This is a genomic window from Bradyrhizobium sp. HKCCYLS2038, assembly GCF_051167655.1.
In the GTDB taxonomy this organism is placed as follows: Bacteria; Pseudomonadota; Alphaproteobacteria; order Rhizobiales; family Xanthobacteraceae; genus Bradyrhizobium.
Genome location: NZ_JBNPTM010000006.1, coordinates 245,226 through 269,092, shown reverse-complemented (window position 1 = coordinate 269,092; position 23,867 = coordinate 245,226). Strand labels below are relative to the sequence as shown.

25 protein-coding genes are annotated in these 23,867 nt (G+C 67.9%); 16 read left to right on the top strand and 9 right to left on the bottom strand.

Annotated features, from left to right (window positions below; translation table 11 throughout):
* Positions 1-109: 109 nt before the first annotated feature.
* From ACQR1I_RS26430 to ACQR1I_RS26410, 5 genes are all read right to left on the bottom strand, one after another.
* Positions 110-952, bottom strand: coding sequence for a ChbG/HpnK family deacetylase (locus ACQR1I_RS26430; protein ID WP_434869344.1), 843 nt, complete (start codon positions 950-952; stop codon positions 110-112).
* Complete coding sequence (locus ACQR1I_RS26425; protein WP_434869345.1) at positions 949-1,986, bottom strand: glycosyltransferase family 2 protein; 1,038 nt, start codon at positions 1,984-1,986, stop codon at positions 949-951. The genes ACQR1I_RS26430 and ACQR1I_RS26425 overlap by 4 nt, the downstream gene beginning before the upstream one ends.
* A gap of 71 nt (positions 1,987-2,057) precedes the next feature.
* Positions 2,058-3,035: an ATP phosphoribosyltransferase gene (hisG, locus tag ACQR1I_RS26420; RefSeq protein ID WP_434869346.1), complete on the bottom strand. Its 978-nt coding sequence runs from the start codon at positions 3,033-3,035 to the stop codon at positions 2,058-2,060.
* Complete coding sequence (locus ACQR1I_RS26415) at positions 3,032-4,192, bottom strand: ATP phosphoribosyltransferase regulatory subunit (RefSeq protein ID WP_434869347.1); 1,161 nt, start codon at positions 4,190-4,192, stop codon at positions 3,032-3,034. Before ACQR1I_RS26415 ends, hisG begins: the two co-directional genes overlap by 4 nt.
* A 121-nt stretch (positions 4,193-4,313) precedes the next feature.
* Positions 4,314-5,069 (bottom strand): 16S rRNA (uracil(1498)-N(3))-methyltransferase, encoded by a 756-nt coding sequence (locus tag ACQR1I_RS26410; RefSeq protein ID WP_434869552.1) that lies wholly within the window; start codon positions 5,067-5,069, stop codon positions 4,314-4,316.
* Between the two features lie 187 nt (positions 5,070-5,256).
* Here ACQR1I_RS26410 and ACQR1I_RS26405 point away from each other — a divergent pair, with 187 nt between their 5' ends.
* The 3 genes from ACQR1I_RS26405 to ubiA all read left to right on the top strand — a co-directional run bounded on the left by ACQR1I_RS26405 (position 5,257) and on the right by ubiA (position 7,553).
* On the top strand, positions 5,257-5,712 hold the full coding sequence (locus ACQR1I_RS26405; protein WP_434869348.1) for a hypothetical protein: 456 nt from the start codon (positions 5,257-5,259) through the stop codon (positions 5,710-5,712).
* 246 nt (positions 5,713-5,958) lie between these two features.
* Positions 5,959-6,624, top strand: coding sequence for a hypothetical protein (locus tag ACQR1I_RS26400; protein WP_434869349.1), 666 nt, complete (start codon positions 5,959-5,961; stop codon positions 6,622-6,624).
* The gene (gene ubiA / locus ACQR1I_RS26395) at positions 6,621-7,553 is read left to right on the top strand and encodes a 4-hydroxybenzoate octaprenyltransferase (RefSeq protein ID WP_434869350.1); all 933 of its coding nucleotides are present in this window, start codon (positions 6,621-6,623) and stop codon (positions 7,551-7,553) included. Before ACQR1I_RS26400 ends, ubiA begins: the two co-directional genes overlap by 4 nt.
* Here ubiA and ACQR1I_RS26390 read toward each other — a convergent pair whose 3' ends face one another.
* Positions 7,554-8,078 (bottom strand): DUF6101 family protein, encoded by a 525-nt coding sequence (locus tag ACQR1I_RS26390; protein WP_434869351.1) that lies wholly within the window; start codon positions 8,076-8,078, stop codon positions 7,554-7,556. It abuts the gene before it with no gap.
* Between the two features lie 281 nt (positions 8,079-8,359).
* On the opposite strand from ACQR1I_RS26390, the gene ACQR1I_RS26385 reads away from it, so the two are divergent.
* From ACQR1I_RS26385 to lpxK, 6 genes are read left to right on the top strand one after another with little or no spacing between them, the layout of a single operon-like run.
* Entirely contained in the window at positions 8,360-9,754 is a 1,395-nt protein-coding gene (locus ACQR1I_RS26385; protein WP_434869352.1) for a TldD/PmbA family protein, read from the top strand.
* Complete coding sequence (locus ACQR1I_RS26380; protein ID WP_434869353.1) at positions 9,741-10,559, top strand: 3'(2'),5'-bisphosphate nucleotidase CysQ; 819 nt, start codon at positions 9,741-9,743, stop codon at positions 10,557-10,559. Before ACQR1I_RS26385 ends, ACQR1I_RS26380 begins: the two co-directional genes overlap by 14 nt.
* A gap of 57 nt (positions 10,560-10,616) precedes the next feature.
* Positions 10,617-10,856: a DUF4170 domain-containing protein gene (locus tag ACQR1I_RS26375; RefSeq protein ID WP_434869354.1), complete on the top strand. Its 240-nt coding sequence runs from the start codon at positions 10,617-10,619 to the stop codon at positions 10,854-10,856.
* A gap of 17 nt (positions 10,857-10,873) precedes the next feature.
* A complete protein-coding gene (locus tag ACQR1I_RS26370; protein ID WP_434869355.1) occupies positions 10,874-11,611 on the top strand; it encodes a lysophospholipid acyltransferase family protein in 738 nt (245 codons plus the stop codon).
* Positions 11,550-12,911 carry a 3-deoxy-D-manno-octulosonic acid transferase gene (locus tag ACQR1I_RS26365; protein WP_434869356.1) on the top strand — a complete coding sequence of 454 codons (1,362 nt, stop codon included), beginning with the start codon at positions 11,550-11,552 and terminating at the stop codon, positions 12,909-12,911. The genes ACQR1I_RS26370 and ACQR1I_RS26365 overlap by 62 nt, the downstream gene beginning before the upstream one ends.
* On the top strand, positions 12,904-13,911 hold the full coding sequence (lpxK, locus tag ACQR1I_RS26360) for a tetraacyldisaccharide 4'-kinase (protein WP_434869357.1): 1,008 nt from the start codon (positions 12,904-12,906) through the stop codon (positions 13,909-13,911). Before ACQR1I_RS26365 ends, lpxK begins: the two co-directional genes overlap by 8 nt.
* Here lpxK and ACQR1I_RS26355 read toward each other — a convergent pair.
* On the bottom strand, positions 13,908-14,135 hold the full coding sequence (locus tag ACQR1I_RS26355; protein ID WP_434869358.1) for a DUF2093 domain-containing protein: 228 nt from the start codon (positions 14,133-14,135) through the stop codon (positions 13,908-13,910). The two genes, lpxK and ACQR1I_RS26355, sit on opposite strands and share 4 nt — an antisense overlap.
* Positions 14,136-14,314: 179 nt before the next feature.
* On the opposite strand from ACQR1I_RS26355, the gene ACQR1I_RS26350 reads away from it, so the two are divergent.
* Positions 14,315-15,139: a dienelactone hydrolase family protein gene (locus tag ACQR1I_RS26350; protein WP_434869359.1), complete on the top strand. Its 825-nt coding sequence runs from the start codon at positions 14,315-14,317 to the stop codon at positions 15,137-15,139.
* A 7-nt stretch (positions 15,140-15,146) separates the two neighbouring features.
* Here the strand turns inward: ACQR1I_RS26350 and xseA are convergent, their stop codons facing one another.
* Entirely contained in the window at positions 15,147-16,763 is a 1,617-nt protein-coding gene (gene xseA / locus ACQR1I_RS26345) for an exodeoxyribonuclease VII large subunit (protein ID WP_434869360.1), read from the bottom strand.
* 137 nt (positions 16,764-16,900) lie between these two features.
* Between xseA and ACQR1I_RS26340 the strand changes: the two genes are divergently transcribed.
* From ACQR1I_RS26340 to ACQR1I_RS26320, 5 genes are all read left to right on the top strand, one after another.
* Positions 16,901-17,884 (top strand): alpha/beta hydrolase, encoded by a 984-nt coding sequence (locus ACQR1I_RS26340; protein WP_434869361.1) that lies wholly within the window; start codon positions 16,901-16,903, stop codon positions 17,882-17,884.
* Positions 17,885-17,898: 14 nt separating this feature from the next.
* A complete protein-coding gene (locus ACQR1I_RS26335) occupies positions 17,899-18,447 on the top strand; it encodes a hypothetical protein (protein WP_434869362.1) in 549 nt (182 codons plus the stop codon).
* Positions 18,448-18,452: 5 nt separating this feature from the next.
* Positions 18,453-18,764, top strand: a complete 312-nt coding sequence (locus tag ACQR1I_RS26330; protein ID WP_434869363.1) for a winged helix-turn-helix domain-containing protein — start codon at positions 18,453-18,455, stop codon at positions 18,762-18,764.
* A 70-nt stretch (positions 18,765-18,834) separates the two neighbouring features.
* Positions 18,835-20,118, top strand: a complete 1,284-nt coding sequence (gene purD, locus ACQR1I_RS26325; RefSeq protein WP_434869364.1) for a phosphoribosylamine--glycine ligase — start codon at positions 18,835-18,837, stop codon at positions 20,116-20,118.
* Between the two features lie 105 nt (positions 20,119-20,223).
* The gene (locus ACQR1I_RS26320; protein ID WP_434869365.1) at positions 20,224-21,129 is read left to right on the top strand and encodes an alpha/beta fold hydrolase; all 906 of its coding nucleotides are present in this window, start codon (positions 20,224-20,226) and stop codon (positions 21,127-21,129) included.
* A 2-nt stretch (positions 21,130-21,131) separates the two neighbouring features.
* On the opposite strand, the gene ACQR1I_RS26315 is transcribed toward ACQR1I_RS26320, so the two are convergent.
* Entirely contained in the window at positions 21,132-21,578 is a 447-nt protein-coding gene (locus ACQR1I_RS26315) for a nucleoside deaminase (protein ID WP_434869366.1), read from the bottom strand.
* 132 nt (positions 21,579-21,710) lie between these two features.
* On the opposite strand from ACQR1I_RS26315, the gene ACQR1I_RS26310 reads away from it, so the two are divergent.
* Positions 21,711-23,867 (top strand): pseudouridine synthase, encoded by a 2,157-nt coding sequence (locus ACQR1I_RS26310; RefSeq protein ID WP_434869367.1) that lies wholly within the window; start codon positions 21,711-21,713, stop codon positions 23,865-23,867.

Here is a 23,867-nt window from a genome sequence, read left to right as displayed (position 1 = left end):
GCGACAAAGCGTCGTCGGACGTTCAGAGCGATCGCGACGTCCATGCCGGCGCGATCGCGAATGGAAACGCCAGCCCTGGGCGTTTTGTTCGCTGCGGGACGTGATCGGTTCAGGCCAGCGTCACCCGGCGGCGGTCGAGCAGGCCGGGGAAGTGCTCGCCGGCGAGATAAGCGTGCTCATGCTCGCGCTGCACCGTCAGAGGGTCGAGCTCGACCAGGACGTCGTCGACGAAGCCGGGATGGCACATCACGAGACCGTTCTCGGGCAGCTCGTTCAGGAAGCCGTCCATCAGGGCCCCGAAATCCGCCGTCTTGGTGAAGTCGTAGGCGCCGGCGAAAGCAGGGTTGAAGGCGATCCCGGCGCGCGCCGCATGACGGCGGAATTGCGCGCTCAGCGCATCGAGCAGCAGCGCCTTCGGCGCTGACAGCCGTTGCCGCAGCGGCAGATTGCGACCGCCCTGGCGGACCCAGGCGGAGGGCGCAGTTTCCTTCACCGCGGCAAGGAAGCCCTCGCGCACCTGCGGATAAAGTTGCGCGTGCTGGTGGCCGTCGACGAAATCGGGAGCGCGACCGAACAGCTCGCCGAACGCCGCCAGTTGGACCAGCACCTCGGCACGAATCATTTCGGGATCGAGCCGCCGCGTCAGCCCGGCGCGCAGCAGCTTGGGAAACGGCAGGAACATGCCGCCTTCGGCGGGACGAAAATGCATCGTCAGCGGCCGGAACGGCGCCGTGAGCGTGACGTGCAGGCCGATGGCGCAGCGCGGACTGTCGGCGGCGACCTTGGTGAGCTCGGCGACCTCGTCACGGCCGATCGCCGCGCCCACCGTCATCACCGACGTCGCGTTCAGACGGCCGCGCGCGATCAGGTCGCGGATCGCTTTGTTGACCCCGGGACTGATGCCGTAATCATCCGCGCACAGCCAGATTCGCCGGTGCGGCGCCTCGCTCATTCGGCGGCAGTCCTCTCGTCGCTGCGCGCTTCGAGCGCCGCGCGCTTCTCGCTGTGCTCGGCGACGAAGTAGATCGGCCGCGCCTTCAGCTCGGACAGGATCTTGCCGATATACTCGCCCATGATGCCGATCATGATCAGCTGCACGCCGCCGATCGTCATCAGGCCGACCATCAGCGACGGATAGCCGGGCACCGACTTGCCGCTCACGACGGTCTCCCACAGGATGGAGAGGCCGAACAGGAAGGCGGCCGTAGCGAGCAGGATGCCAAGCAGGCTGGCGAAGCGCAGCGGCGCCACCGAGAACGACGTCAGCCCCTCGATCGACAGGCCGAGCAGGCTCGTCACGTTGAAGGTCGTGACGCCGTGCGCGCGGGCTGCCGGCTCGTAGTCGACGCGGATCTGACGGAAGCCGATCCAGCTCGCCAAGCCCTTGAAGAAGCGGTTGCGCTCGGGAAGCTGGCGCAGCGCGGCGACCGCGCGCGGCGACAGCAGGCGGAAGTCGCCGGCGTCCTCCGGAATCTTCTGCCGCGCGCCCCAATTGATCAGCGAATAGAAGCCGTGAACCGCGACGCGGCGCAGGAACGGCTCGTTGTCGCGGTGCGCCTTGGCCGTGTAGACGACATCGTAGCCGTCCTTGATCCAGTGCGAGACCAGCTGCTCGACCAGGGCCGGCGGATGCTGGCCGTCGCCATCCATGAACATCACGGCACCGCGCCGCGCATGATCGAGGCCGGCCATCAGCGCCGCCTCCTTGCCGAAATTGCGCGACAGCGAGACGAGCTGGATGTCGAGCGCATCCGCCTGCAGCGTGCGCGCAACCGCGAGCGTATTGTCGCGGCTGCCGTCGTCGACATAGACGAGTTCGCAGGCGAGGCCGAAGCGCTGCCGCAGGGTGCGTGCGAGATCGTTCAGCCGCGCATGCAGCGCCGCCAGTCCCGCGCCCTCATTGTAGACGGGGATAACGATCGACAGTCCCTGCGACGCGGCATCGGCCGCGGTCGTGGTCAGGTCGGACACGTCAGTTCCCAGCATCGCTTTCGAGTCCTCGTTCTCATACCAACATATGGTAGCCGCAGCCGCCTGTCGCTACGATGAACGGCGATTTATGATCGCAGGAAGGCCTCGAGGCGGGCAAACAGCGGATTCTCGCGGTCGAGCACGTAGTCGAGCGACGCGACGGACACCGTCTCGGCGCCATGCGTTCGCAAGAAGCTGCCGAGCGCGTAGATCTGCGCCGGTGGGCAGTGCAGGGTCAGCATCCCCGACGAGGTCGGACCACCGAATGGCGCCACCACTCCGAAGCGGTTGTGCGCCTCCGTCAGCATTGCTGCGTCGCACCCTTTGAAGCGGGTGCGGACCTCGCGGTATTTGCTGGCGCGGGCGCGGGCATGGATGTGGTCGAGAATGATGCGCGCGCTTTCGCGCGGGCCTTCCGACCAATCGGCATCACGCGAGGCGACCAGATTGGCCTGGCTGCGCAGGATCACGCCGTCGTCCAGCACCTTCAGCCCGTTGGCGACCAAGGTCGAGCCGGTGCTGGTGATGTCGACGATCAGCTCGGCGGTGCCGACGGCGGGCGCGCCCTCGGTGGCGCCGGCGCTCTCGACGATGCGGTAATCGACGATGCCATGGGCGGCGAAATAGGCGCGCGTCAGGTTGATGTATTTGGTCGCCACGCGCATGCGCCGATTGTGCTGGGCGCGGAAGCCGGTGGTGACGTCGTCGAGATCGGCCATGGTGCGGACGTCGATCCAGGCCTGCGGCACCGCGACCACGACATTGGCGCCGCCGAAGCCGAGCGAGTCGATCAGGAGCACGCGCTGGTCGGCATCGGCGATGCCCTCGCGCACGAGGTCCTCGCCGGTGACGCCGAGATGCACGGTGCCGCGCGCCAGTTGCGAGACGATCTCACTCGCAGAGAGATAGGCGATCTCGACATTGTCGAGGCCGGAAATCGTGCCGCGATAGTCGCGCGCGCCGCCCGGCTTGGAAAGGTTCAGCCCGGCACGTCCGAAGAACGCCTCGGCATTCTCCTGCAGGCGTCCCTTGGAGGGGACGGCGAGGACGAGGGGGCCGCTCATGATGCTCTCCCGCGCGCGGCCTTGCCCGCGGCGCTGCTCTGGGCCAGGCGCTCGATCCAGATCGAGAAGCCGACGGCCGGAATGGACGAGGCGGCGCCGAGCTGGATCAGCAGGCTGTCATAGCGGCCGCCGGCGACCAGCGGCTCGTCGCCATTGCCGGGATGATGCAGCTCGAACTCGAAGCCGGTGTAGTAGTCGAGGCCGCGCCCGAACGATGTGGCGAAGCGCACTTTCGCGAGGTCGATGCCACGCTTGGCCATGAAGCCGGCGCGCGCCTCCAGCGCATCGATCGCCACGGAGATGTCCAGCCTGGCGTCGGCGGCGAGCGCGCGAAGCTGTTTGACAGCCTCCGTTGGCGTGCCGGCGATGAGCAGGAAGCGCTTGATCAGATCGAGCGCGTCGCGCGGCAGAGCGCCGCTCTTCAAGGTGGATTGCTCCAGGAAACGATCGGCGATCTCCGCGACCGTGCGGCCGCCGACCGCGGTCGCGCCGGCGATCGACATCAGGTCGGTGACGAGCGCGAGCGCCGCCTTGCGGTCGGAGCCGGCCAGCGCCGCGAGGACGCCCTCATATTCGTTGCGCGGCGCCACCTCGGCGATCGCCAGCCGCTCGAGGTCCTGCGCCAGCGTGCGCTTGCGGTTGAAGTCCTTGATCAGCCGGCGCCGCCAGACCGGATACAGGTCAAGCGCGTCGATCAGCGCGGTGAACAGCGCGACGTCGCCGGTGCGAATGTCGATCTCGGCGAGGCCCGCCGTTGCCGTCGCCTCGATCGCCAGGGCCAGCATCTCGGCGTCGGCCGCCGGATGATCCTTGCGCCCGAACGATTCGATGCCGGCCTGCTGGAACTCGCTGGGGCGACCGCCGCGGTAACGAAATACGGGGCCGAGATAGCTGAATCCGGCCGGCTGGCCCGCCCGGGACGAGGCCAGATAGTCGCGGGCGACGGGAATGGTGAGGTCGGGGCGCAGGCAGAGCTCCTCCCCGCCGGGGTCCGTCGTCAGATACAGGCTCTTGCGGATGTCCTCGCCGGAGAGGTCCAGGAACGGCTCGGCGGGCTGCAGGATCGCCGGCTGGGCGCGTTCATAGCCGGCGTCGGCGAGCGACTGCAGCAGCGTGTCCGCCCACGCGGCGGGTCCGGTTGGAGCGGGTCCGGTCATGTCGATGTCGGTTCCAAATGGGGATGCGCGCCGCCCCGGAGGGCAGCGGCAGCCCCTTAGCATGGCCATTCCGCGGTTTCGACTGGCAATGGGCGGGACGCGGCAGAATCGGTGCGGGGTCTTAACGGCCCGGTTCGCGCCAGTCCCCCAGGGTGGCCTGCACCACGGCAAGCGCCGCGACGGCGGCGGTGTCGGCCCGCAGGATGCGTGGTCCGAGCGCCAGCCGGACCACGCGCGGCTGGCGCAGCAGCAGATCGCGCTCGTCGGCGGCAAAGCCGCCCTCGGGGCCGATCAGGATGTCGATGCCGGCGTGTCCGGCCTCGACGCCCCGCAGCGCCTGCAGCGGGTCGGTGACGTCCGCGGCTTCATCGCAGAACACCATCAGCCGGGTCGGCGCGCGCTGGGCGAGAAAGCGCTCCAGCGGCACCGGCTCCTTCACCTCGGCAAGGCTGAGAATGCCGCATTGCTCGGCGGCCTCGATCACATTCGCGCGCATCCGCTCGCCGTTCACGCGGGAGACCTGGGTGTGGCGGGTGAGGATCGGGGCAAGGCACGACACGCCCATCTCGACCGCCTTCTGCACCATGTAGTCGAGGCGTGCGTGCTTGAGGGGCGCGAACACGTAGGCGATGTCGGCGAGCCGGTCCTGCGGCCGGACCTGGTGCTCGAGAATGAGGATGTCGGGCCGCTTGCGGCCGCCGATCACGCCCTGCCATTCGCCGTCGCGGCCGTTGAAGACGAGCACGTGATCGTCGGCGCCGAGCCGCAGCACGTTGCCGAGATAGTTGCTCTGGCTGCGGTCCAGCGCGACCGGGCTCGCGGCCTGCAGGGGCGCGTCGACGAACAGGCGCGGGGCGTTGAAATCATATTCGGGCATGGGGCGACGAGGGATCAGGGGGACGACGAGCGGCGGAACGCACAAGGCGCGCCGCCGGCTGCATTGGCGATGGCCGGTTTTGGTCGCGCTGTCGACAGATTTCACCGGTTGACTGTTCTCGACGTGGCGGCCGTCGGTTCGGGCGGGATCCGGGGCGGTGCCGGAAACCTTCGCGTGGAGAACAGCCGTGATCAACAACAACTGGACCTGGGCGTGCGCCGCCGTCATCGCGGTGACGCTCACGGGCGCATGCTTGGCCAATGACAAGGCCGCCGCACCGAATGCCGATCCGGTGTCGCCTCCCGCCGCCGGGACGGCTGCCGGCTTCAGGCCTCCCGAAAGCTGCCTGAAGGAGTTTACGCCGCTTCGCGACGAGACCACCCGCCGCGCCAAGCTGATCAAGGCGGCGAAGGAACGGCGCTTCGGGCCCGGCGAGGCCTGCCAACTCGTCCACGACTATGAACTGGCTCAGACAAAGATGATCGAATACGCGGTCGCGCACGCGTCGATGTGCGGAATTCCCCCCACGATCACCGATCAGCTGAAGGTCCATCACGAAAACACCCTGGCGCTGATGCGCAAGGTCTGCACGGCGACCCACAACATCGACCGCTCGAATCGCCTCGGTCCGGGGAACGGGTAAAGATGAACAAGGCGACGGAACCGCGCCGCGGGCTGCCGGCGCCGTTGCCATCAACTCGCATCAAGGTACGAAGACCGGCCGCGGGGCGCAGCCGCGGGCATTTCAAGGCAATGCTGCGTCCCTGCGCCGCAGAGGTGCCAAATTCCGCGGTTGTGCGGGACGGGCGGGAATCGTAAAAGCCCCTGATCGGATCGTGCTTTCGTCCGGAAGTGTTGATGAATCCCTGGTCTTGCCGGAGAACCAGCCTTGATCGTCCGTCATTCATTCTTGTCGCTCGCCATCGTGATCGGCCTCTCGTCGGGGCCGGCGCTGGCGCAAAGCGCGTTCCCGGCGCTGCCGGGTGAGAGCCGCGGCAACGCCTCGGCGTTTCCGCCAATTGGCGGCGGCTCCGCGCCGACGGCCACTGCCGCCGCGCCCAGCGCCGGGTTTCCAGCCGCCGCTGCGCCGCTCGGCGGAGGTGGCGGTTTCGCGCCGCCGGCGATGGCCGCGCCCGGCGGCGGCGCGGCAGACGCCTGCATGAAAGAGTTCGTGCCGCTGCGTGAGGAGGCCGAGCGCCGCGGTAAGCGGCTTCAGGCCGCGGGCAAGGGAAAAACCACGCCGATTGAGGCCTGCAAGCTGTTCAAGAGCTTCAGCGAGGCCGAGGTCAAGATGATCAAATATGTCGAGGCCAACGCGGCACGCTGCGGCATTCCCAGTCAGATCGGCGATCAGATGAAGACGAACCACAAGGGCACCGAAGGCGTCCAGCAGAAGGTCTGCAACGCCGCCGAGCAGATGCAGAAGGGCGGTGGCCCGGCCGCTCCCAGCCTCAGCGATGTCCTGGGCTCGTCGGCCGCGCTGCCCGAGGCCAATACCGCCAAGAAGGGCGGCTCGGCGTTCGACACCATGACCGGCAACGTGCTCACCCGATGAGCGACACCGCCGTCCGCGTTGCTGACGCGACCGGCAATTGGGTCGACACGCTGGCCCCGGGCTGGAGCCGGCCCTATCTGCGGCTCGCCCGTTACGATCGCCCGATCGGATCCTGGCTGCTGCTGATGCCATGCTGGTGGTCGGCCGCGCTCGCGGCCGGTATCTCGGGACAGCTGTCCATGCTGCCGGCCTGGGTCGCGCTCTATTTCGTCGGCGCCTTTGCCATGCGTGGTGCCGGCTGCACCTGGAACGACATCACCGACCGTGACCTCGACGCCAAGGTGGAGCGCACGCGCTCACGGCCGATTCCGGCCGGGCAGGTCGGCGTCAAGCAGGCGCTGGCGTTTCTGGTGGCGCAGGCTCTGGTCGGCCTCGTCGTGCTGCTGCAGTTCAACCGCTTTGCGATCGGCACCGGAATCGCCTCACTGGTGATCGTCGCGATCTACCCGTTCATGAAGCGCATCACCTGGTGGCCGCAGACGGTGCTCGGGCTCGCCTTCTCCTGGGGCGCGCTGATGGGATTTGCCGTCGCCTTCGGCCGGCTCGATGCTACCGCGCTGCTGCTCTACGCTGGCTCGATCTGCTGGGTGATCGCCTACGACACGATCTACGCGCATCAGGACGCGGAGGATGATGCGCTGATCGGCATCAAGTCGACCGCGCGGCTGTTTGCCGAGCGCACCCATCTGGCGCTGGTCATCTTCTACGGGCTGGCTGTGGTCTTGATTGGAGCCGCGTTCCTGACGGCTCACGTGCATGTCGCGGCGTGGCTCGGGCTTGGCTGTTTCGCCGCCCATCTGGGCTGGCAGGTCCGCCGGCTGGATATCGCCGATCCCGCGCTGTGTCTGCGGATCTTCAAGTCGAACCGCGACGCCGGACTGCTGCTGTTCGTCGCTCTTGTCGTCGATGCCGTGCTGCGCACAACCTGATCAGTTGCGCGCGATGATCTCGCGCTCACCGCGATAGATCGATGCCGGATTGAGCAGGTGCCCGACCCGGCGCCGCATCAGAAAACGTGGACGGCGTGAGCGGATCGCATTGCGTCGGCGGCGGCGCGGCGCGGCGTCGCGCTTGGGCTCTTGAAGCTGGGGCAGCGCGAAGGTTTCGCTCCACATCGCCCAGGCGGCGATGATCTCGTCCTGGTCCTCGCTGACGCACAAGGGAATGCTCAGCGAAGGGTCGCGATGAAGCAGTATCAGCATCATCTGCGTGTCGTCGATCTCACGCAGCGCGATGCCGAGGAAATCGCTGACCCGGAGGTTCAGGGCCATGCGCATGCCGCTGACGGCACGGCGCAGCACCACGCGCTCCCGGTGCAATTCGACCTGCCGGATACCGCCATCGGCACGGGTGTCGTGCGCGCTGAACGAGACGGGCAGGGAAAGAGGGTCGAGCCGCACTGCGCGGCCCGACCCAGCGGAATTGCTTCCGCCTGTTGCTGTTTGACGCCTCACGGCCTGGTCTCCCCGCCGGGATTATGTGCCCGGTCGATACGTGAGACCTTGCCACGCGCCACGCCCGTATCAGCTTAAGAAGGCTGGTTAATCAGCCCTAACGCATGATCCTCTTACCGTCATGATTGACAATCGCTTGCCCCGCATGATTGACGAGACCTTGCCGATTTGCCGACAATCCAACGCGCCTCCGCCGTCCTGCTTGAAGTTGGCGTGAGCAGGTCACATTTCGTGTGGATTGAGCCGTCCTGCCGCCACCTGCCATCGATCGGAATCTGTTCGTGACATCCTCCCCCTCAGCTCCTGCTTCATCGACATCCGCCCATTCCGATCTGCTCGATCAATCCGCCCTCACCGCGCTCGCGGAGCGGCTGGTTGACGCGGCACGCAAGGCGGGAGCCGATGCCGCCGATGCGATCGCGGTGCGCGGCATCTCGCAGGGCGTCGAGGTCCGCGACGGCCGCGTCGAGGAATCCGAGCGCTCGGAAGGCGACGATGTCGGGTTGCGGGTGTTGGTCGGCAAGCGCCAGGCGGTGGTCTCGACCAACGACGTCAGCGGTGACGGCGTCGCGCGGCTCGCCGAACGCGCCGTGGCGATGGCGCGCGTGGCGCCCGACGACAAATTCGTCGGCCTCGCCGACCCGGCGTTGCTGGCGCGCGAGATTCCCGAGCTCGACCTGCTCGATCCGAACATTCCCGCGACCGCCGAGCTGGAGCGGCGCGCGCAGGAGGCCGAGGCTGCGGCGATGGCCGTGAAGGGCGTCACCAAATCCGGCGGGGCATCGGCCTCGGCCGGCATCGGCGGCATGGTGCTGGTGACCAGCGGCGGCTTCCGCGGCGCCTATCTGCGTTCGAGCCAGAGCATCTCGACCACCGCGATCTCAGGCGAAGGCACCGGCATGGAGCGCGACTACGACTACACGGCGGCGCCGCACGGCGCCGATCTGCTGTCACCCGCCGCGGTCGGACGTAGCGCCGGCGAGCGCGCGGTGGCGCGCGCCAATCCGCGCAAGGTCGCCACCTGCCAGGTGCCGGTGGTGTTCGATCCGCGCGTGTCGGGCTCGCTGGTCGGCCATCTGGTCGGGGCCATCAACGGCGCATCGATCGCGCGCAAGACGTCCTTCCTGAAGGACAAGCTCGGCGCGCAGCTGTTCGCCAAGGGCATCCGCATCATCGACGATCCGCTGCGGAAGCGCGGTCTGCGCTCGCAGCCGTTCGACGCCGAAGGCGTCAAGGTGAAGCAGACCGCGCTGGTCGATGATGGCGTGTTGACGACGTGGCTGCTGGATTCGGGCACCGCCCGCGAGCTCGGCATGGTGACCACCGGCCACGCGCATCGCGGCGTGTCTTCGTCGCCCTCGCCGGGTCCCTTCAATCTGCATCTCGAGGCGGGCGTGGTCACCGCCAAGGAGCTCATCTCGGACATCAAGCAGGGCTTCTACGTCACCGACCTGATCGGCTCCGGTGTGAACGGCGTGACCGGCGACTACAGCCGCGGCGCCTCCGGCTTCTGGATCGAGAATGGCGAGATCGGCTATGCGGTCAGCGAGGTGACGATCGCCGGCCACCTGTTCGAGATCTTCAAGTCGATGACGCCCGCGAGCGATCTGGAATTCCGCTATGGCGTCAATGCGCCGACGGTGCGCATCGAAGGATTGACGCTTGGCGGACGCTGAGATCGACAAACCGAGCACGACCGGCCCGGCGGCCGATGCCGGGCTTCTGAAGCAGGCGGTGCGCGAGGCGGGCGAGCTGGCGCATGCGATGTTCGGCACCGAGCTGCGCAAATGGACCAAGGGCGCATCATCGCCGGTGTCCGAAGCCGACATGGCCGTCAACGACCTGCTGGAGCGCCGGCTGAGATCGGCGACGCCCGATTACGGCTGGCTGTCGGAGGAGAGCGCTGACGATGCCGCCCGGCTCGGCCGGTCGCGGACATGGATCGTCGACCCGATCGACGGCACGCGCTCCTATCTCGGCGGTCGCCACGACTGGTGCGTAAGCGTCGCGCTGGTCGAGGACAACGCGCCGGTGCTGGCTGCGGTCTATGCCCCCGTGACCGGCGAGTTCTTTTTTGCCGCGCAGGGCCAGGGGACCACGCTCAACGCGCAGTCCGTCCGCGCGGCCGAGGGGACGGCATGGGACTTTTCCCGGGTGGCCGGACCCAAGCCGCTGGTCGAACGGCTGGCACCGGATTCCACGGGGCTCGAGCTGCATCCGCGAATCGGCTCGTTGGCGCTACGACTGTGTCGTGTCGCGCACGGTGCGCTCGATGCCGCTTTTGCAGGCGGGCAAAGCCGCGATTGGGATCTTGCGGCGGCGCATCTGATCGTGCAGGAAGCGGGAGGTAAAATGACCGCGTTGTCCGGCGAGACGATCCTCTATAATCGTCCGGAAGTGGTGCACGGGGTGCTGGTGGCAGCGGGCCGCGACCGACATGCTGAGATCGTCGCGCAATACCGCAGATTGCCGCCGGCCTGAACGGTCCCCGATCGCCGCTTCACGTCGCCTGCAAGGCGCTGATTAGGAACGATACCGATGACAGAAAGCGCCTCGCAGCAGCTCCTTCACCTCGTGATCGGCGGCGAGCTGATCAACCTCGAAAAGAACGAGTTCAAGGATCTCGACAAGGTCGATATCGTTGGGGTCTATCCCAACTACGCATCGGCCCACGCCGCCTGGCGGGCCAAGGCGCAGATGACGGTCGACAACGCCCATATGCGCTACTTCATCGTGCACCTGCACCGGCTGCTCGATCCCGCTCACGACGCGAAGTAAGACGTAAAGCGCCCGACTTGAAACATCTCGTCCGCAATATGCTGCGTAGCGGCTGGTTCCAGCGCGCCGTCGGGTTCCTCGCGGCCGAGTACCTGCGCCTGGTGTGGCTCACCAACCGCTTCACCTATGAGCCGCCCGAGGTTTACGACATCGTCGAGCCGCAGATGCCGGCGATCTTCGCGTTCTGGCATGGCCAGCATCTGCTGACACCGTTCATCAGGAACAAGCCGAGCTATCGTGCCAAGGTGCTGATCTCCAGGCATCGCGACGGCGAGTTCAACGCGATTGCGGCCGAGCGGCTCGGCATTGGAACCATCCGCGGCTCGGGTGACCATGGCGGCTCCTTCCACCGGAAAGGCGGAGTTGGCGCGTTCAGGGAGATGGTGCAGGCGCTCGAAGACAACTATAACGTGGCGTCGACAGCCGATGTGCCGAAGCGCGCGCGTATTGCGGGTCTCGGCATCATCATGCTCGCGCGCGAGTCAGGACGTCCGATCATGCCGTTCGCAATGGTCACGAGCCGCTTCATCCGCCTGAAGAACTGGGACAGCACCACCATCAATTTGCCATTCGGCCGCGGCGCATTGGTGGGGATCAAGGAAATCAGCGTGCCGCGCGATGCCAACGCCGCTGTCATGGAGCAGGCGCGCCTCGACCTCGAGGCGACGCTGAACGAATGCATGCGCCGCGCCTATGAGATCGTCGGCCGTCCCGAGGCCTGTCCGCCACCGATCGCGGGAGCGTCCGGTGCCTAACACGCTCCCGATGGCCCTGCGCGTGTACCGCGGGTTGTCCTCGGCTGCGGTGCCGCTTGCGCCGGCCTTGATCCGGCAGCGGCTCAAGCACGGCAAGGAAGATCCGGAGCGCACCGATGAGCGGCGCGGTCTGAGCCATGACACGCGCCCGCTCGGGCCGCTGGTCTGGATCCACGGCGCGAGCGTGGGTGAGGTGCTGGCGGCGGCGGCGCTGATCGAACGGTTGCGCGCGCTGAACATCCGCATCCTGATCACCTCTGGCACGGTCACGTCGGCCGCGATTGTGGCCAAGCGCTTCCCGCCCGACGTCATCCACCAATACGTGCCGTATGACACGCCGCGCTTCGTGGAGCGGTTTCTCGACCATTGGCGGCCTTCGCTCGGGCTGTTCATCGAATCCGACCTGTGGCCCAATCTGATCCTTGCCGGCGCATCGCGGCGGGTGCCGATGGTCGTGATCAACGGCCGGATGTCGCCGCGCTCGTTTCCGCGCTGGCAGCGGATGTCGGCCACGATCTCGGCGCTGCTCGGCCGCTTCGACCTCTGCCTGGCCCAGTCGCAGGCGGATGCCGAGCGGTTTTCGGCGCTGGGCGCCCGGGACGTCATCACCACCGGCAACCTCAAGCTCGATGTGCCCGCCCCGCCGGCCGATGCGGTCAAGCTCGAGCGCCTGATGGCGATGACGCGGGGCCGTCCTGTGATCGTGGCAGCCTCGACGCATCCGGGCGAGGACGAGTTGCTGATCGCGGCTCACAAGGCTCTCGCCGGCTCGTACCCCTCGCTTCTCACTGTCATCGTCCCGCGGCATCCGCATCGCGGTGCTGACGTCGCTGGCCTCGTCGCAAGCGCAGGGCCGCAGGCCGGGTTGCGTTCGCGCGAGGATCAGCCGATGGCTGCGACCGACGTCTATGTCGCCGACACGATGGGCGAGCTCGGGCTGTTCTACCGGCTCGCGTCGGTCGTGTTCATGGGCGGCTCGCTGGTCGAGCATGGCGGTCAGAATCCGATCGAGGCGATCAAGCTCGGCGCGGCCATCGTGCATGGCCCGCACGTCTTCAATTTCACCGAGGTCTATGAGGCGCTCGACAAGGCGGGCGGGGCTCGGCTCGCCCACGATCAGGAGGCCTTGATCCGGCAGCTCAGGCAATTGCTCGCCGAGCCTGCGGCGATCAAAGCCGTTGCTGATGCAGGCGCCCGCGTGGTTGACCAGCTCGGGGGTGCGCTGGAGCGGACGCTTTCGGCGCTCGAGCCGTATCTGCTGCAGATCAGGCTGGAGATGGGGGCTGCCGGCGATGCGTGAGCCGGCCTTCTGGCATCGGCCTCCCTCCTGGCAATCGCGTCTGCTGTTCCCGCTGTCGATGCTGTACGGCGCGGTAGCCGCACGCCGCATGGCGCAGGGCGGCATCGATGCCGGCGTGCCGGTGATCTGCGTCGGCAACTACCATGTCGGCGGTGCCGGCAAGACGCCGACGGTTCTGGCCCTGACGAGTCTGCTGCGCGAGCAGGGCGAGCAGCCGGTGGTGCTGAGCCGCGGCTATGGCGGCCGGCTGCCCGGGCCGGTTCTGGTCGATCCGGTCGCTCACGCGGCGGCCGATGTCGGTGACGAGCCGCTGATGATGGCCGCGCATGTGCCGGTGGTGGTGTCGCGCGCGCGCGCCGACGGTGTCGGGCTCGCCAAGGCCCAGGGCGCATCGCTCATCCTGATGGATGATGGCTTTCAGAATCCATCGATCACCAAGGATCTGGCGCTGATCGTGATCGATGGCGCGCGCGGGCTCGGCAACGAACAGGTGTTTCCCGCCGGGCCGCTGCGGGCGCCATTGCCGCCGCAGCTGGCGCGCACGGATGCGCTGATCATCGTCGGCAGCGGTGACGCCGGCGATGCGGTCGCAGCGCGCGTAGGGGACGCAGGAAAGCCGGTTTTCAGAGCCCGGCTGCAGCCCGACGCGCAGGCCGTGGCCGCCCTTGCGGGACGGCCGCTGCTCGCCTTTGCCGGGATCGGCGATCCCCAGCGCTTCTTTCGGACGCTGCACGCCAGCGGGCTCGAGGTCAAAGCGGAGCGGGCATTTCCTGATCATCATCCGTTTTCGAACGATGAGATCGCAGCCCTGGCGGCGCAGGCTGCGCGCGAGGGCTTGACCCTGGTCACGACCGAGAAGGATCTCGCACGGCTACGCCGCGCTCCTTCGGGGCGGCACGAGGCTGCCGTTTCGGCCTTTCCGGTGACGCTGCAATTCGATGATGTGGCGGCGTTGCGCGGCGTCGTCGCGCAACGGCTGTCCGCAGCGCGAACGTCTTAGCCGCTCGTCTTCAGCGCGCCTGGATAGTGCCGCTGCAGCACGGCGCTCGGCACCGCATAGGCTTCCTGCAGGTCGACGCTCCAGTATTTCAGCTCGTCAAGCGGGATGCGCGCATCGGTCACCGCGCAGCGCACATAGCTTCCCGGAGAAATCACGCGGAAATCGCCATCCAGATACTGCACCTGCGCTTCCCCCTGACCCGAGGGACCGAACTTGTTGAGCACGTCCGCGATCTCCACTCCATGCACGCCGCCGCGCGCGCACCTGACGATGTCCGGCGGTTGCGTAGCATAGATAGGGGGGACTGTCCCCTCCGCAAACCCACTGATTTGTGATGCGGCGTGCCAAAGGACCGTGCTAGCTAGGTTTTCAGGTCTCCGCCGCTTGTCTCCCGGCTGGTTTGATGCGCTTCCTCGCTACCGTCGCCGTCTTTCTGCTCTGCGCCACGGCATCGGCGGCCGCTACGGAGCCGTTGCCGATGCCGGTCGAGATTCCGGCTGGCAGCTACGTGCTGCACGCTCAGCTCTATTTGCCGGCAGCAAAAGGACGTTTTCCAACCGTGATAGCGCTGCATGGCTGCGGCGGACTCGGTGGCCGCTCCGAGCCGGTCCAGCCGCGCTACCGCGACTGGGCGTTGGACCTCCTCAAGGGCGGCAAGGCCGTGCTGCTGCCGGACAGCTACGGCTCGCGCGGGCTGGGGCCGCAATGCCGCGTCAAGGATCGTCGCATCAGCGGCCGCCGCGAGCGTGTCGCCGACATCGTTGCCGCGCAGAAATGGCTGACGCAGCAATCCTGGGCCATGCCGGACCGCGTCAGCCTGATGGGTTGGGCCTCTGGCGCCAGCGCGCTGCTGTGGGCGGTACGGCCGCAATTGCCGGACCATATTGCGCCGGACTTCCGTTCGGCGGTCGCGTTCTATCCGGATTGCCGGGCGTCATCGGGGCTCGGCTGGAGCGCGCGCGTTCCCACCCTGGTCCTGATCGGCGGCATGGACGACGTCTATTCGCCGCCGGCCTGCCGGCAGATGGTCGATGGCGCACGCGGCCGCAGCGCGCTGACGCGCATCGTCGTCTATCCCGACGCCTACCACGATTTCGATCGGGTCAATCTGCCGGTGCACGCGGTGGCGGGCGCCGATGCGGGGGCGCCCGAGCGCGGCCATGTCGGCTCCGATCCGGAAGCGCGCGCGGACGCGCAGAAGCTGGTGTCGGACTGGCTGGCGCGCTGAGACGTCGTCAGAACAGGCTGCCCTGATCGGCGGGATCGGGCGTGCGCTTCGCGGCCGCCGGCTTGGTTTCGCGCCCGGCCTTCGGAGGCGTCGGCGCCGCCGTGGGAACAGGGCGGCCGGCACCGGCCGTCGCCGCAACGGTGCCATCGGCGAACTCGATCGACAGCGCTGCATTCGGCCCGATGCTCGCCGCCTGATGCAGCGGGTGACCGGCCTCGTCACGCACCAGCGCGAAGCCGCGCGCCAGCACGCTGCGATAGGACAGCGCGGCCAGCAACTGGCCGGCGTGATCGACGCGCGCCGACAGCCGCGAGATCGACGTCGCCAGCGCGCGACTGGCGCGGTCCGCCAGCCGTTCGGTGCGGTCGCGTTCGCGCGCGATCGCCTGGCGCTTGGCCTGCGCATAGGCGTGGCGCGAGGCCTTGAAGCGCGCATCGAGCGTCTCGAAGCGCTCGCGCCGCCGGTGCAGCAGCGCGCGCGCCGACAGCGACAGCCGCTCGGACGATACGACGAGACGATGGTCGGCCTGCGCGATCTGCCCATGCAGCACGCGCAGCGTGAGCTTGGCGCTGGCCGCTGCGAACTGACGGAAATGCACGTGCGTGTTGGTCTTGAGCGCGCGCGGCAGGCTCGCCGTCGCCGAATCCAGCCGCTGCCGCGGGATCGCCAGCAGTTCGGTCGCGCCGGGCAGGGCGCGCACGGCGGCGCGCAATTCGTTGCGGCGGCTCTCGTGACCGCGCTGCCAGCACACGCTGACGCGCCGCGCGAGGCTCGCGAGCTCCTGCATCAGCTCGCTGCGCACCGGCACGGCCATTTCGGCGGCCGCCGTCGGCGTCGGCGCGCGCTTGTCGGCGGCGAAATCGATCAGCGTCACGTCGGTCTCATGGCCGACCGCTGAGATCAGCGGGATCATGCTCTCGGCCGCAGCGCGGACCACGATCTCCTCGTTGAACGACCAGAGATCCTCCAGCGAGCCGCCGCCGCGCGCGACGATCAGCACGTCGGGTCGCGGGATCGGGCCGTCCTCTGGCAGATCATTGAAGCCGCGGATCGCGGCGGCGACCTGCTCGGCCGAGCCGTCGCCCTGCACCTTGACCGGCCAGACCAGCACATGGCGCGGAAAGCGGTCCTCGAGCCGGTGCAGGATGTCGCGGATGACGGCGCCGGTCGGCGAGGTGACGACGCCGATCACCTCCGGCAGCCACGGCAGCAGCTGCTTGCGCGCGGGATCGAACAGGCCTTCGGCGCCGAGCTTGCGCTTGCGCTCCTCCATCAGCGCCATCAGCGCGCCGATGCCGGCCGGCTCGAGCGCCTCGATGACGATCTGATACTTGGACGAGTTCGGATAGGTCGTGAGCTTGCCGGTCGCGATGACCTCGAGCCCTTCCTGCGGCTTGAAGCGCATGCGGCCGTGCACGCCCTTCCAGATCACAGCCTCGATCTTGGCGCTCTCGTCCTTGAGCGCGAAATAGCAGTGCCCCGACGAATGCGGACCGCGGAAACCCGTGATCTCGCCACGCACGCGGACATGCCCGAACTGGTCCTCGACCGTGCGCTTGAGCGCGGAGGACAGCTCGGAAACGGTGAATTCGGGCGCGTTGGGCAGAGCTTCCGCGGGCGGCATCGCTGACTGATTCGGGTGTGGGAGCAGCTGCCAAGGTAGGGGCTTTCCACCTCCGCCGCCAATCAAGCCGTTGCCTTTTCGATAACTCTGTTATACAGAGTACTCTATAAATGGTCTGGCGGCTGGAGGGAGCACCGATGAAGGGTCTCAAGATCATGTTTCGGCTCGTGGGGTTGGGGCTTGGCCTCGCGGGAGCGCTGGCCGTGATCCTGGGGGTGATGCTGGCCACGCCCCTGGTGCGGCCGCCTGAGCTCAAATCGATCTCGGAGACTGTCGGCCGGGTCGACCGCAGCACCATGCCGGCCTTGCAGCGCTTCAGCGCCCGCGACGGCACCGAGCTCGCCTATCGCCACTACCCGGCGCGGACGGCGCCGGTCGGCAAGATCGCCATCCTGGTGCACGGCTCCTCCGGCTCCAGCGTGGCGGTGCATGCGCTCGCCGATGGGCTGGCCGCACGCGGCATCGAAACCTTCGCGCCCGACATTCGCGGCCATGGCGGCTCCGGCACCCGCGGCGACATCGGCTATCTCGGCCAGCTCGAGGATGATCTCGCCGACCTCGTCGCCGAGGTCAGGAGGTCCTTGCCGACCCAGCCGATCGTGCTGCTCGGGCATTCGGCGGGAGGCGGCTTCGCGCTGCGCGCCAGTGGCGCGCCGATCCAGGATCTGTTCGCGCGCACCGTGCTGCTCTCGCCCTATCTCGGCTACGACGCGCCGACCAATCGCGACAATTCGGGCGGCTGGGCCAGCCCCGACATTCCGCGCATTCTCGCGCTCACGGTCCTGCGGCGGATCGGTTTGCCGTGCTGCGAGGCGCTGCCCGCGCTTGCCTTTGCGGTCCGGCCGAACTCGGAAAAATACGTCGCTTCGACCTACAGTTATCGCCTGCTGCGCAATTTCGCGACCGCCGGCTACAAGGCCGATCTCACCGCGGCAAAGCATCCGGTGACCCTGATCGCGGGCGCCGACGACGAACTGATGCTCGCCGACAAATATGCCGACGCCATGCGTGCGGTTGCGCCTGCTGTTGACGTGAAGCTGATCGCAGGCGTCAATCACATGGAGATCGTGTCGGCGCAACAGGCCGTCAGCGCGATCGCAGAGGACGTGGCCACGCGCTAGAGGTTCAATCCCGCATGATCGACAGCCTGGAAGCCGCGCGCGCGCTCGATGACATCGAGGAGATGACCAGGCGCGTGCGCCAATCGCAGATCTACCGGCTCTCCAGCCTGATGATGATCCTGTGGGGCGCGCTCGTCTTTGCCGGCAATCTCGTGACTTATCTGACGCCGCGCTATGCCGACAAGGCGTGGCTCTCGGTCTATGTGCTCGGCATCGCCGGATCCGTTGTGCTGGGTGCGGCGGAAAGGTCCCGATCGGGGGTGAGCAGCTTCGATCTGCGAACGGTGCTCGCCTTCGTCATGTTCTTCGCCTTCGGCTTCTTCGTCGAGACGATCGGCCATTTCGGGCCGCGCGAGATGGGGGCGTTCTGGCCGATCTACTTCATGCTGTTCTATGGCTTGGCCGGCCTGTGGTTCGGCATCGCCTATACGGTGTTCGGTCTCGGCGTCACCGCCCTGACTCTGATCGGTTATGCCTTCATCGGTCCGGCGTTCCCGTTGTGGATGGCTTTCGTCAATGGCGCCGGCCTGATCCTCGGCGGGCTGTGGATGCGGCGGAGCTAGCGACGTTGGCGGAGCTCGACGAGATCATCCATCAGCCGCTGCGGCTCAAGATCATGGCGGCCCTGAACGCACTGACCGCGGGCGGCCTCGATTTCGCCCGGCTGAAGAAGCTGACCGGCGCCACCGACGGTAATCTCGGCGCCCATATCGAGACGCTGTCGCGCGCCGGCTACGTCGCCGTGGACAAGGCGTTCGTCGGCAAGAAGCCGCAGACCACCGTGACATTGTCCCCCGCCGGCCGTGCGGCGTTCGCCCGCCACGTCGCCAGCCTGCAGGAAATCATCGCCGGCGCCGCCGCGAAACCGCCCGAGCCATGATTTGACTCTGTTGCAAGGGCCGGGCAATTGGGGCCTCCGAATTGGCCCACCCCCTGCGACGGCAACGACGATGCACATTCTACTCATTGGTTCCGGCGGCCGCGAGCACGCGCTCGCCTGGAAGATCGCCGGCTCTCCGCTGCTCACCAAGCTGTGGTGCGCCCCGGGCAATGCTGGCATCGCCAAGGAGGCGGAATGCGTCGCGCTCGACGTGACCAACCATGCAGCAGTGATTGAATTCTGTCGGGCCAACAAGGTCGATCTGGTCGTGGTCGGGCCGGAGACGCCGCTCGCGGCCGGCGTCGTCGACGATGTCAGCGCCGCCGGCATCAAGATCTTCGGGCCGAGCAGGCTCGCCGCGCAGCTCGAAGGCTCCAAGGGCTTCACCAAGGATCTGTGTGCCGAATACGGCATTCCTACCGGCGCCTATTGCCGCTTCGACAATGCGCCGGAAGCGCTCGCCTATGTCCGCGAGCACGGCGCGCCGATCGTGGTGAAGGCCGATGGCTTGGCGGCCGGCAAGGGTGTCGTCGTCGCCAAGACCCTGGCCGAGGCCGAGGACGCCGTCCGCATGATGTTCGACGGTGGCTTCGGGGTGGCCGGCGCCGAGGTCGTCATCGAGGAGTTTCTCGAGGGCCGCGAGGTCTCGTTCTTCGCGCTGTGCGATGGCCAGACGGCGATTCCGCTGGCCTCTGCGCAGGATCACAAGCGGGTGTTCGATCACGACCAGGGCCCGAACACCGGCGGCATGGGCGCCTATTCGCCGACGCCTTTCGTGACGCCTGACATCCACGATCAGATCATGTCGCGGATCATTCTGCCGACGATCGACGGCATGAATGCGCGCGGCGCACCGTTCAAGGGCATCCTCTATGCCGGCCTGATGCTGACGGCGCAGGGACCGAAACTGTTCGAATACAACGTTCGCTTCGGCGATCCCGAATGCCAGGTGCTGATGCTGCGCATGATGTCCGACCTGGTGCCCGCGCTGCTCGCTGCCTGCGACGGGCAGTTGAAGAACTTCGATCTGCGCTGGTTCCCGGACGCGGCGGTCACCGTGGTCATGGCGGCCAAGGGCTATCCCGGCGACTACCAGAAGGGCAGCGTGATCCGGGGTCTCGACGCGGCCGCCAAGGTCGAGGGCGCGGAGATCTTCCACGCCGGAACGGTGCTCAAGGACGGCGCCGTCATCGCCAATGGCGGCCGCGTGCTCAACGTCTGCGCCAGCGGCAAGACGGTCACTGAAGCCCAGGCGCGGGCCTATCAGGCCGTCGATCTGATCACCTGGCCGGACGGCTTCTGCCGCCGCGACATCGCCTGGCAGGCCTTGGCGCAGGAGCAGGGGACGGGCTAGCTCAGCCGCAGCGGACTGCGGGGCTGCAGTCGCCGCGCGCGGCTGCTCTTGGGTGGATGCGGCGCCTGTCGTATCGTGGCGGATACCCTCGTCGTGGGAGCCGCCATGTCCGATCTCGCCGACCTGTTTCCAGGCTACGCGTCCGAATGGATCCACACCTCGGCGGGCCGCATCTTCGCCCGCGTCGGCGGCAAGGGACCGCCGCTGCTGCTGCTGCACGGCTTCTCCGAGACGCACGTGATGTGGCACCGCGTGGCGCCGGAACTCGCGGAGCAGTTCACGCTGATCATCGCCGACCTGCCCGGTTATGGCTGGTCCGACATGCCCGACAGCGACGCCGACCACACGCCCTACACCAAGCGCGCGATGGCGCGGGTGATGATCGAGGCGATGGAGCAACTCGGCCATGTGCATTTCGCGCTCGCCGGCCACGACCGCGGCGGCCGCGTCGCCTACCGGCTCGCGCTCGATCATCCCGGCCGGCTGTCGAAGCTCGCCGTGCTCGATATCCTGCCGACCTATGAGTATTGGGAGCGCATGAACCGCGCTTACGCGCTCAAGATCTATCACTGGGCCTTCCTGGCGCAGCCGGCGCCGCTGCCGGAGACCCTGATTGCGTCCAATGGCGAGTTCTTCCTGAGGCAGAAGATGGCGAGCCAGACCAAGTCCAAGACGCTGGACGCGATCGATCCGCGCGCGCTTCAACACTATCTCGCGCCGTTCCGCGATCCCGCCCGCGTGCATGCGATGTGCGAGGATTATCGCGCCGGCGCCTATGCCGACTATGAGATCGACAAGGCCGATTTCGCGGCGGGCAGGAAGATCACGATTCCGATGCTCGCGCTGTGGGGCGATGCGGGCATCGCCAGCGCCGCGGCGACGCCGCTCGACACCTGGCAGACATGGGCGACGAACGTTCGCGGCGCGCCCATCGACTCCGGGCACTTCCCCACCGAGGAGAACCCGCAGGCGACGGTGAAGCTGCTGCGGGAGTTTTTCGCCGCAGACTGAGATCAACGGCGCGCCTTGAAGAACTCCCTCAGCATCTGCGCGGCCTGCTGTTCACCAACCGCGGAATACACCTCCGGTGCGTGATGGCAGGTCGGCGCCGCGAAGAAGCGGACGCCGGACTCCACCGCGCCACCCTTGGGGTCGGCCGCCCCGTAATACAGCCGCCGGATCCGGGCGAAGGAAATGGCGCCGGCGCACATCGTGCAGGGCTCCAGCGTGACGTAGAGATCGCAATCGACCAGCCGCTCGCTGCCGACCGCCTGCGCAGCCTGGCGCAGCGCCAGGATCTCGGCATGGGCGGTCGGATCACGGTCGGTCAGGGTGCGGTTGGCGGCGGTGGCAATGACCACGTTGTCGCGGACGACGACGCACCCGATCGGTACCTCGCCGGAAATTGCGGCCGATTCGGCCGCTTTCAGCGCCAAATCCATGAAAGAAGGGCTGTTCATGGCTCGTCATACCCGCCCAAGTCTGCTACTGCATCGCCCTTCAGCAAAACCGGACCCCGATTTCCCGCGTGACATGCGCTGCTCGAAAGCGCGCGTATCACCCCGCGTCCTGCACCTCGAAGTGAGACCTTCATGCCCCGCGATACCGACAAAGACAACGATTCCCGCGGCCGCCGCGGCGGCGCCCCGCGGGGGCGGTCCGAGGGGGCCAAGGGGACCAAGGGACGCTCGGGCGCCGCGCGCGGGCCGGAGAAGAAGTTCGCCAAGCGCGGCTTCGGCGACAAGGACGGCGGCGGCAAGAGCTTTGCCAAGCGCGACGGTGGCAAGCGCTCGTTCGACGAGGGCCGCGCCCCGCGCCGCCGCGAGGAGGGTGAAGGCCCGCGCAAATCCTATGGCGACAAGCCGCGCTTCAATCGCGACGAACGTCCGCGCGGCGATCGGCCGTATGCCGCGCGTCCCGCCCGGGACGGCGACGGCGAGAAGCGCGCTTTCAAGCCGCGCGGCGACCGGCCGAAATTCGACCGCGACGAGCGCGGCGGCGAGAAGCGTCCGTACACGCCCCGCGCTGGCCGTGACGACGCCCGTCCGGCTGGGCGGTCGTCCGAGCGCAAGTTCGGCGAGCGCAAGCCCTACGCGCCGCGTGATCGCGATGGTGAGAAGCGCCCCTATACGCCACGCGGCGAGGGCGCGCGTGATCGTGGCGACCGGCCGCGCCCCGAGCGCAGCTTCGGTGACCGTCCGCCGCGGACCGGGGATCGCCCTGAGCGCAAGTTTGGTGGCGAGCGGAAGTTCTCGCGTGGTGCCGAAGGCGATCGCGCCGAGCGCAAGTTCGGTGCTGGCCCGCGCGGGCCGCGCAAGGAGTTCGGCGATCGGCCGCCGCGGGGCGAGAGCAAGCCGTGGCAGAAGCGCGGCGCTGATGGCGATCGCGCCGAGCGCAGCCCGCGTCCGCCGCGCGAAGGCGGCCGCAGCTTCGATCGCCCGCGCACCGAGCGCAGCGGCGAGGATCGTCCGAGATTCGACAGGCCCAAATTCGATAAGCCCAAATTCGACAGGCCGAAATTCGATCGCCCCCGTGATCGCGGCGACGACCGCGGCTTCGACAAGCCGCGTCGCCGTCCCGAGGGACGCACCGATTGGCAGGAGCATCCGCGCAGCGAGAAGCGCGGCGAGGGCTTCTCCGAGCGGCCGCGCCGCGACAATGAGGACGACACCCAGATCTTCGCCAAGCGTCCGGCGTTCGGCGGCCGTGGCCCCTACCGCGAGCGCAAGCCCGAGCCCGACAAGCGCAGCAAGCGCGTCGTGCCCGACGAGGCGCCGAAGCCGGGCAAGACCGGCGAGCGCATCGCCAAGGTGCTGGCGCGTGCGGGGCTTGCCTCGCGCCGCGACGCCGAGGAGATGGTGACGCAGGGCCGCGTCAGCGTGAATGGCCGCGTCATCAACTCGCCGGCGCTCGACGTCACCGAGAACGACGTCATCCAGGTCGACGGCGCGCCGTTGCCGGAGCGCGAGCGGACACGGCTGTTTTTGTATCACAAGCCGCGCGGGCTGATGACGACGCACAGCGACCCCGAGGGACGGCCGACGGTGTTCGACAATCTGCCCGAGGGCCTGCCGCGGCTGATCTCGATCGGCCGGCTCGACTTCAACACCGAGGGCTTGCTGCTGCTCACCAATGACGGTGGCCTCGCGCGCGTGCTCGAGCTGCCGGACACCGGCTGGACGCGGCGCTATCGCGTCCGCGCCCATGGCGAGATCACGCAGGCCCAGCTCGATCAGCTCGCGGCCGGCGTCGAGGTCGACGGCGTGAAGTACGGACCGATCGAGGCGACGCTCGAGCGCGACCAGGGCGCCAATGTCTGGCTCGTCGTGGCGATCCGCGAGGGCAAGAACCGCGAGGTGCGCAACGTGCTCGCGCATCTCGGGCTCGAGGTGAACCGCCTGATCCGTGTCTCCTACGGTCCGTTCCAATTGCTGGAGCTGCCCGAAGGCGAGGTGCAGGAGGTCAAGACGCGGGTGCTGCGTGAGCAACTCGGCGAGAAGGTGATCGCGCAGTCCGGCGCCGATCTCGGCCCGGCCGGCAAGGGCAACCGCGAGCCGCTGCCGGATCCGAAGCCCAAGCCGAAGCGCGAGGTGGTCGCCGACCGCAAGGGCCGCCGCGTGCTGGTCCAGCGCACCGGCAGCGAGGAGGCGCGCGAGCGCCACGAGGCCGAGGCGCGCTTCCCCGGCCCGCCGCGGCGGCCGAAGCGCGGCTATCACGGCAAGCGCGATATCACGCCGCAGGACGAGTAG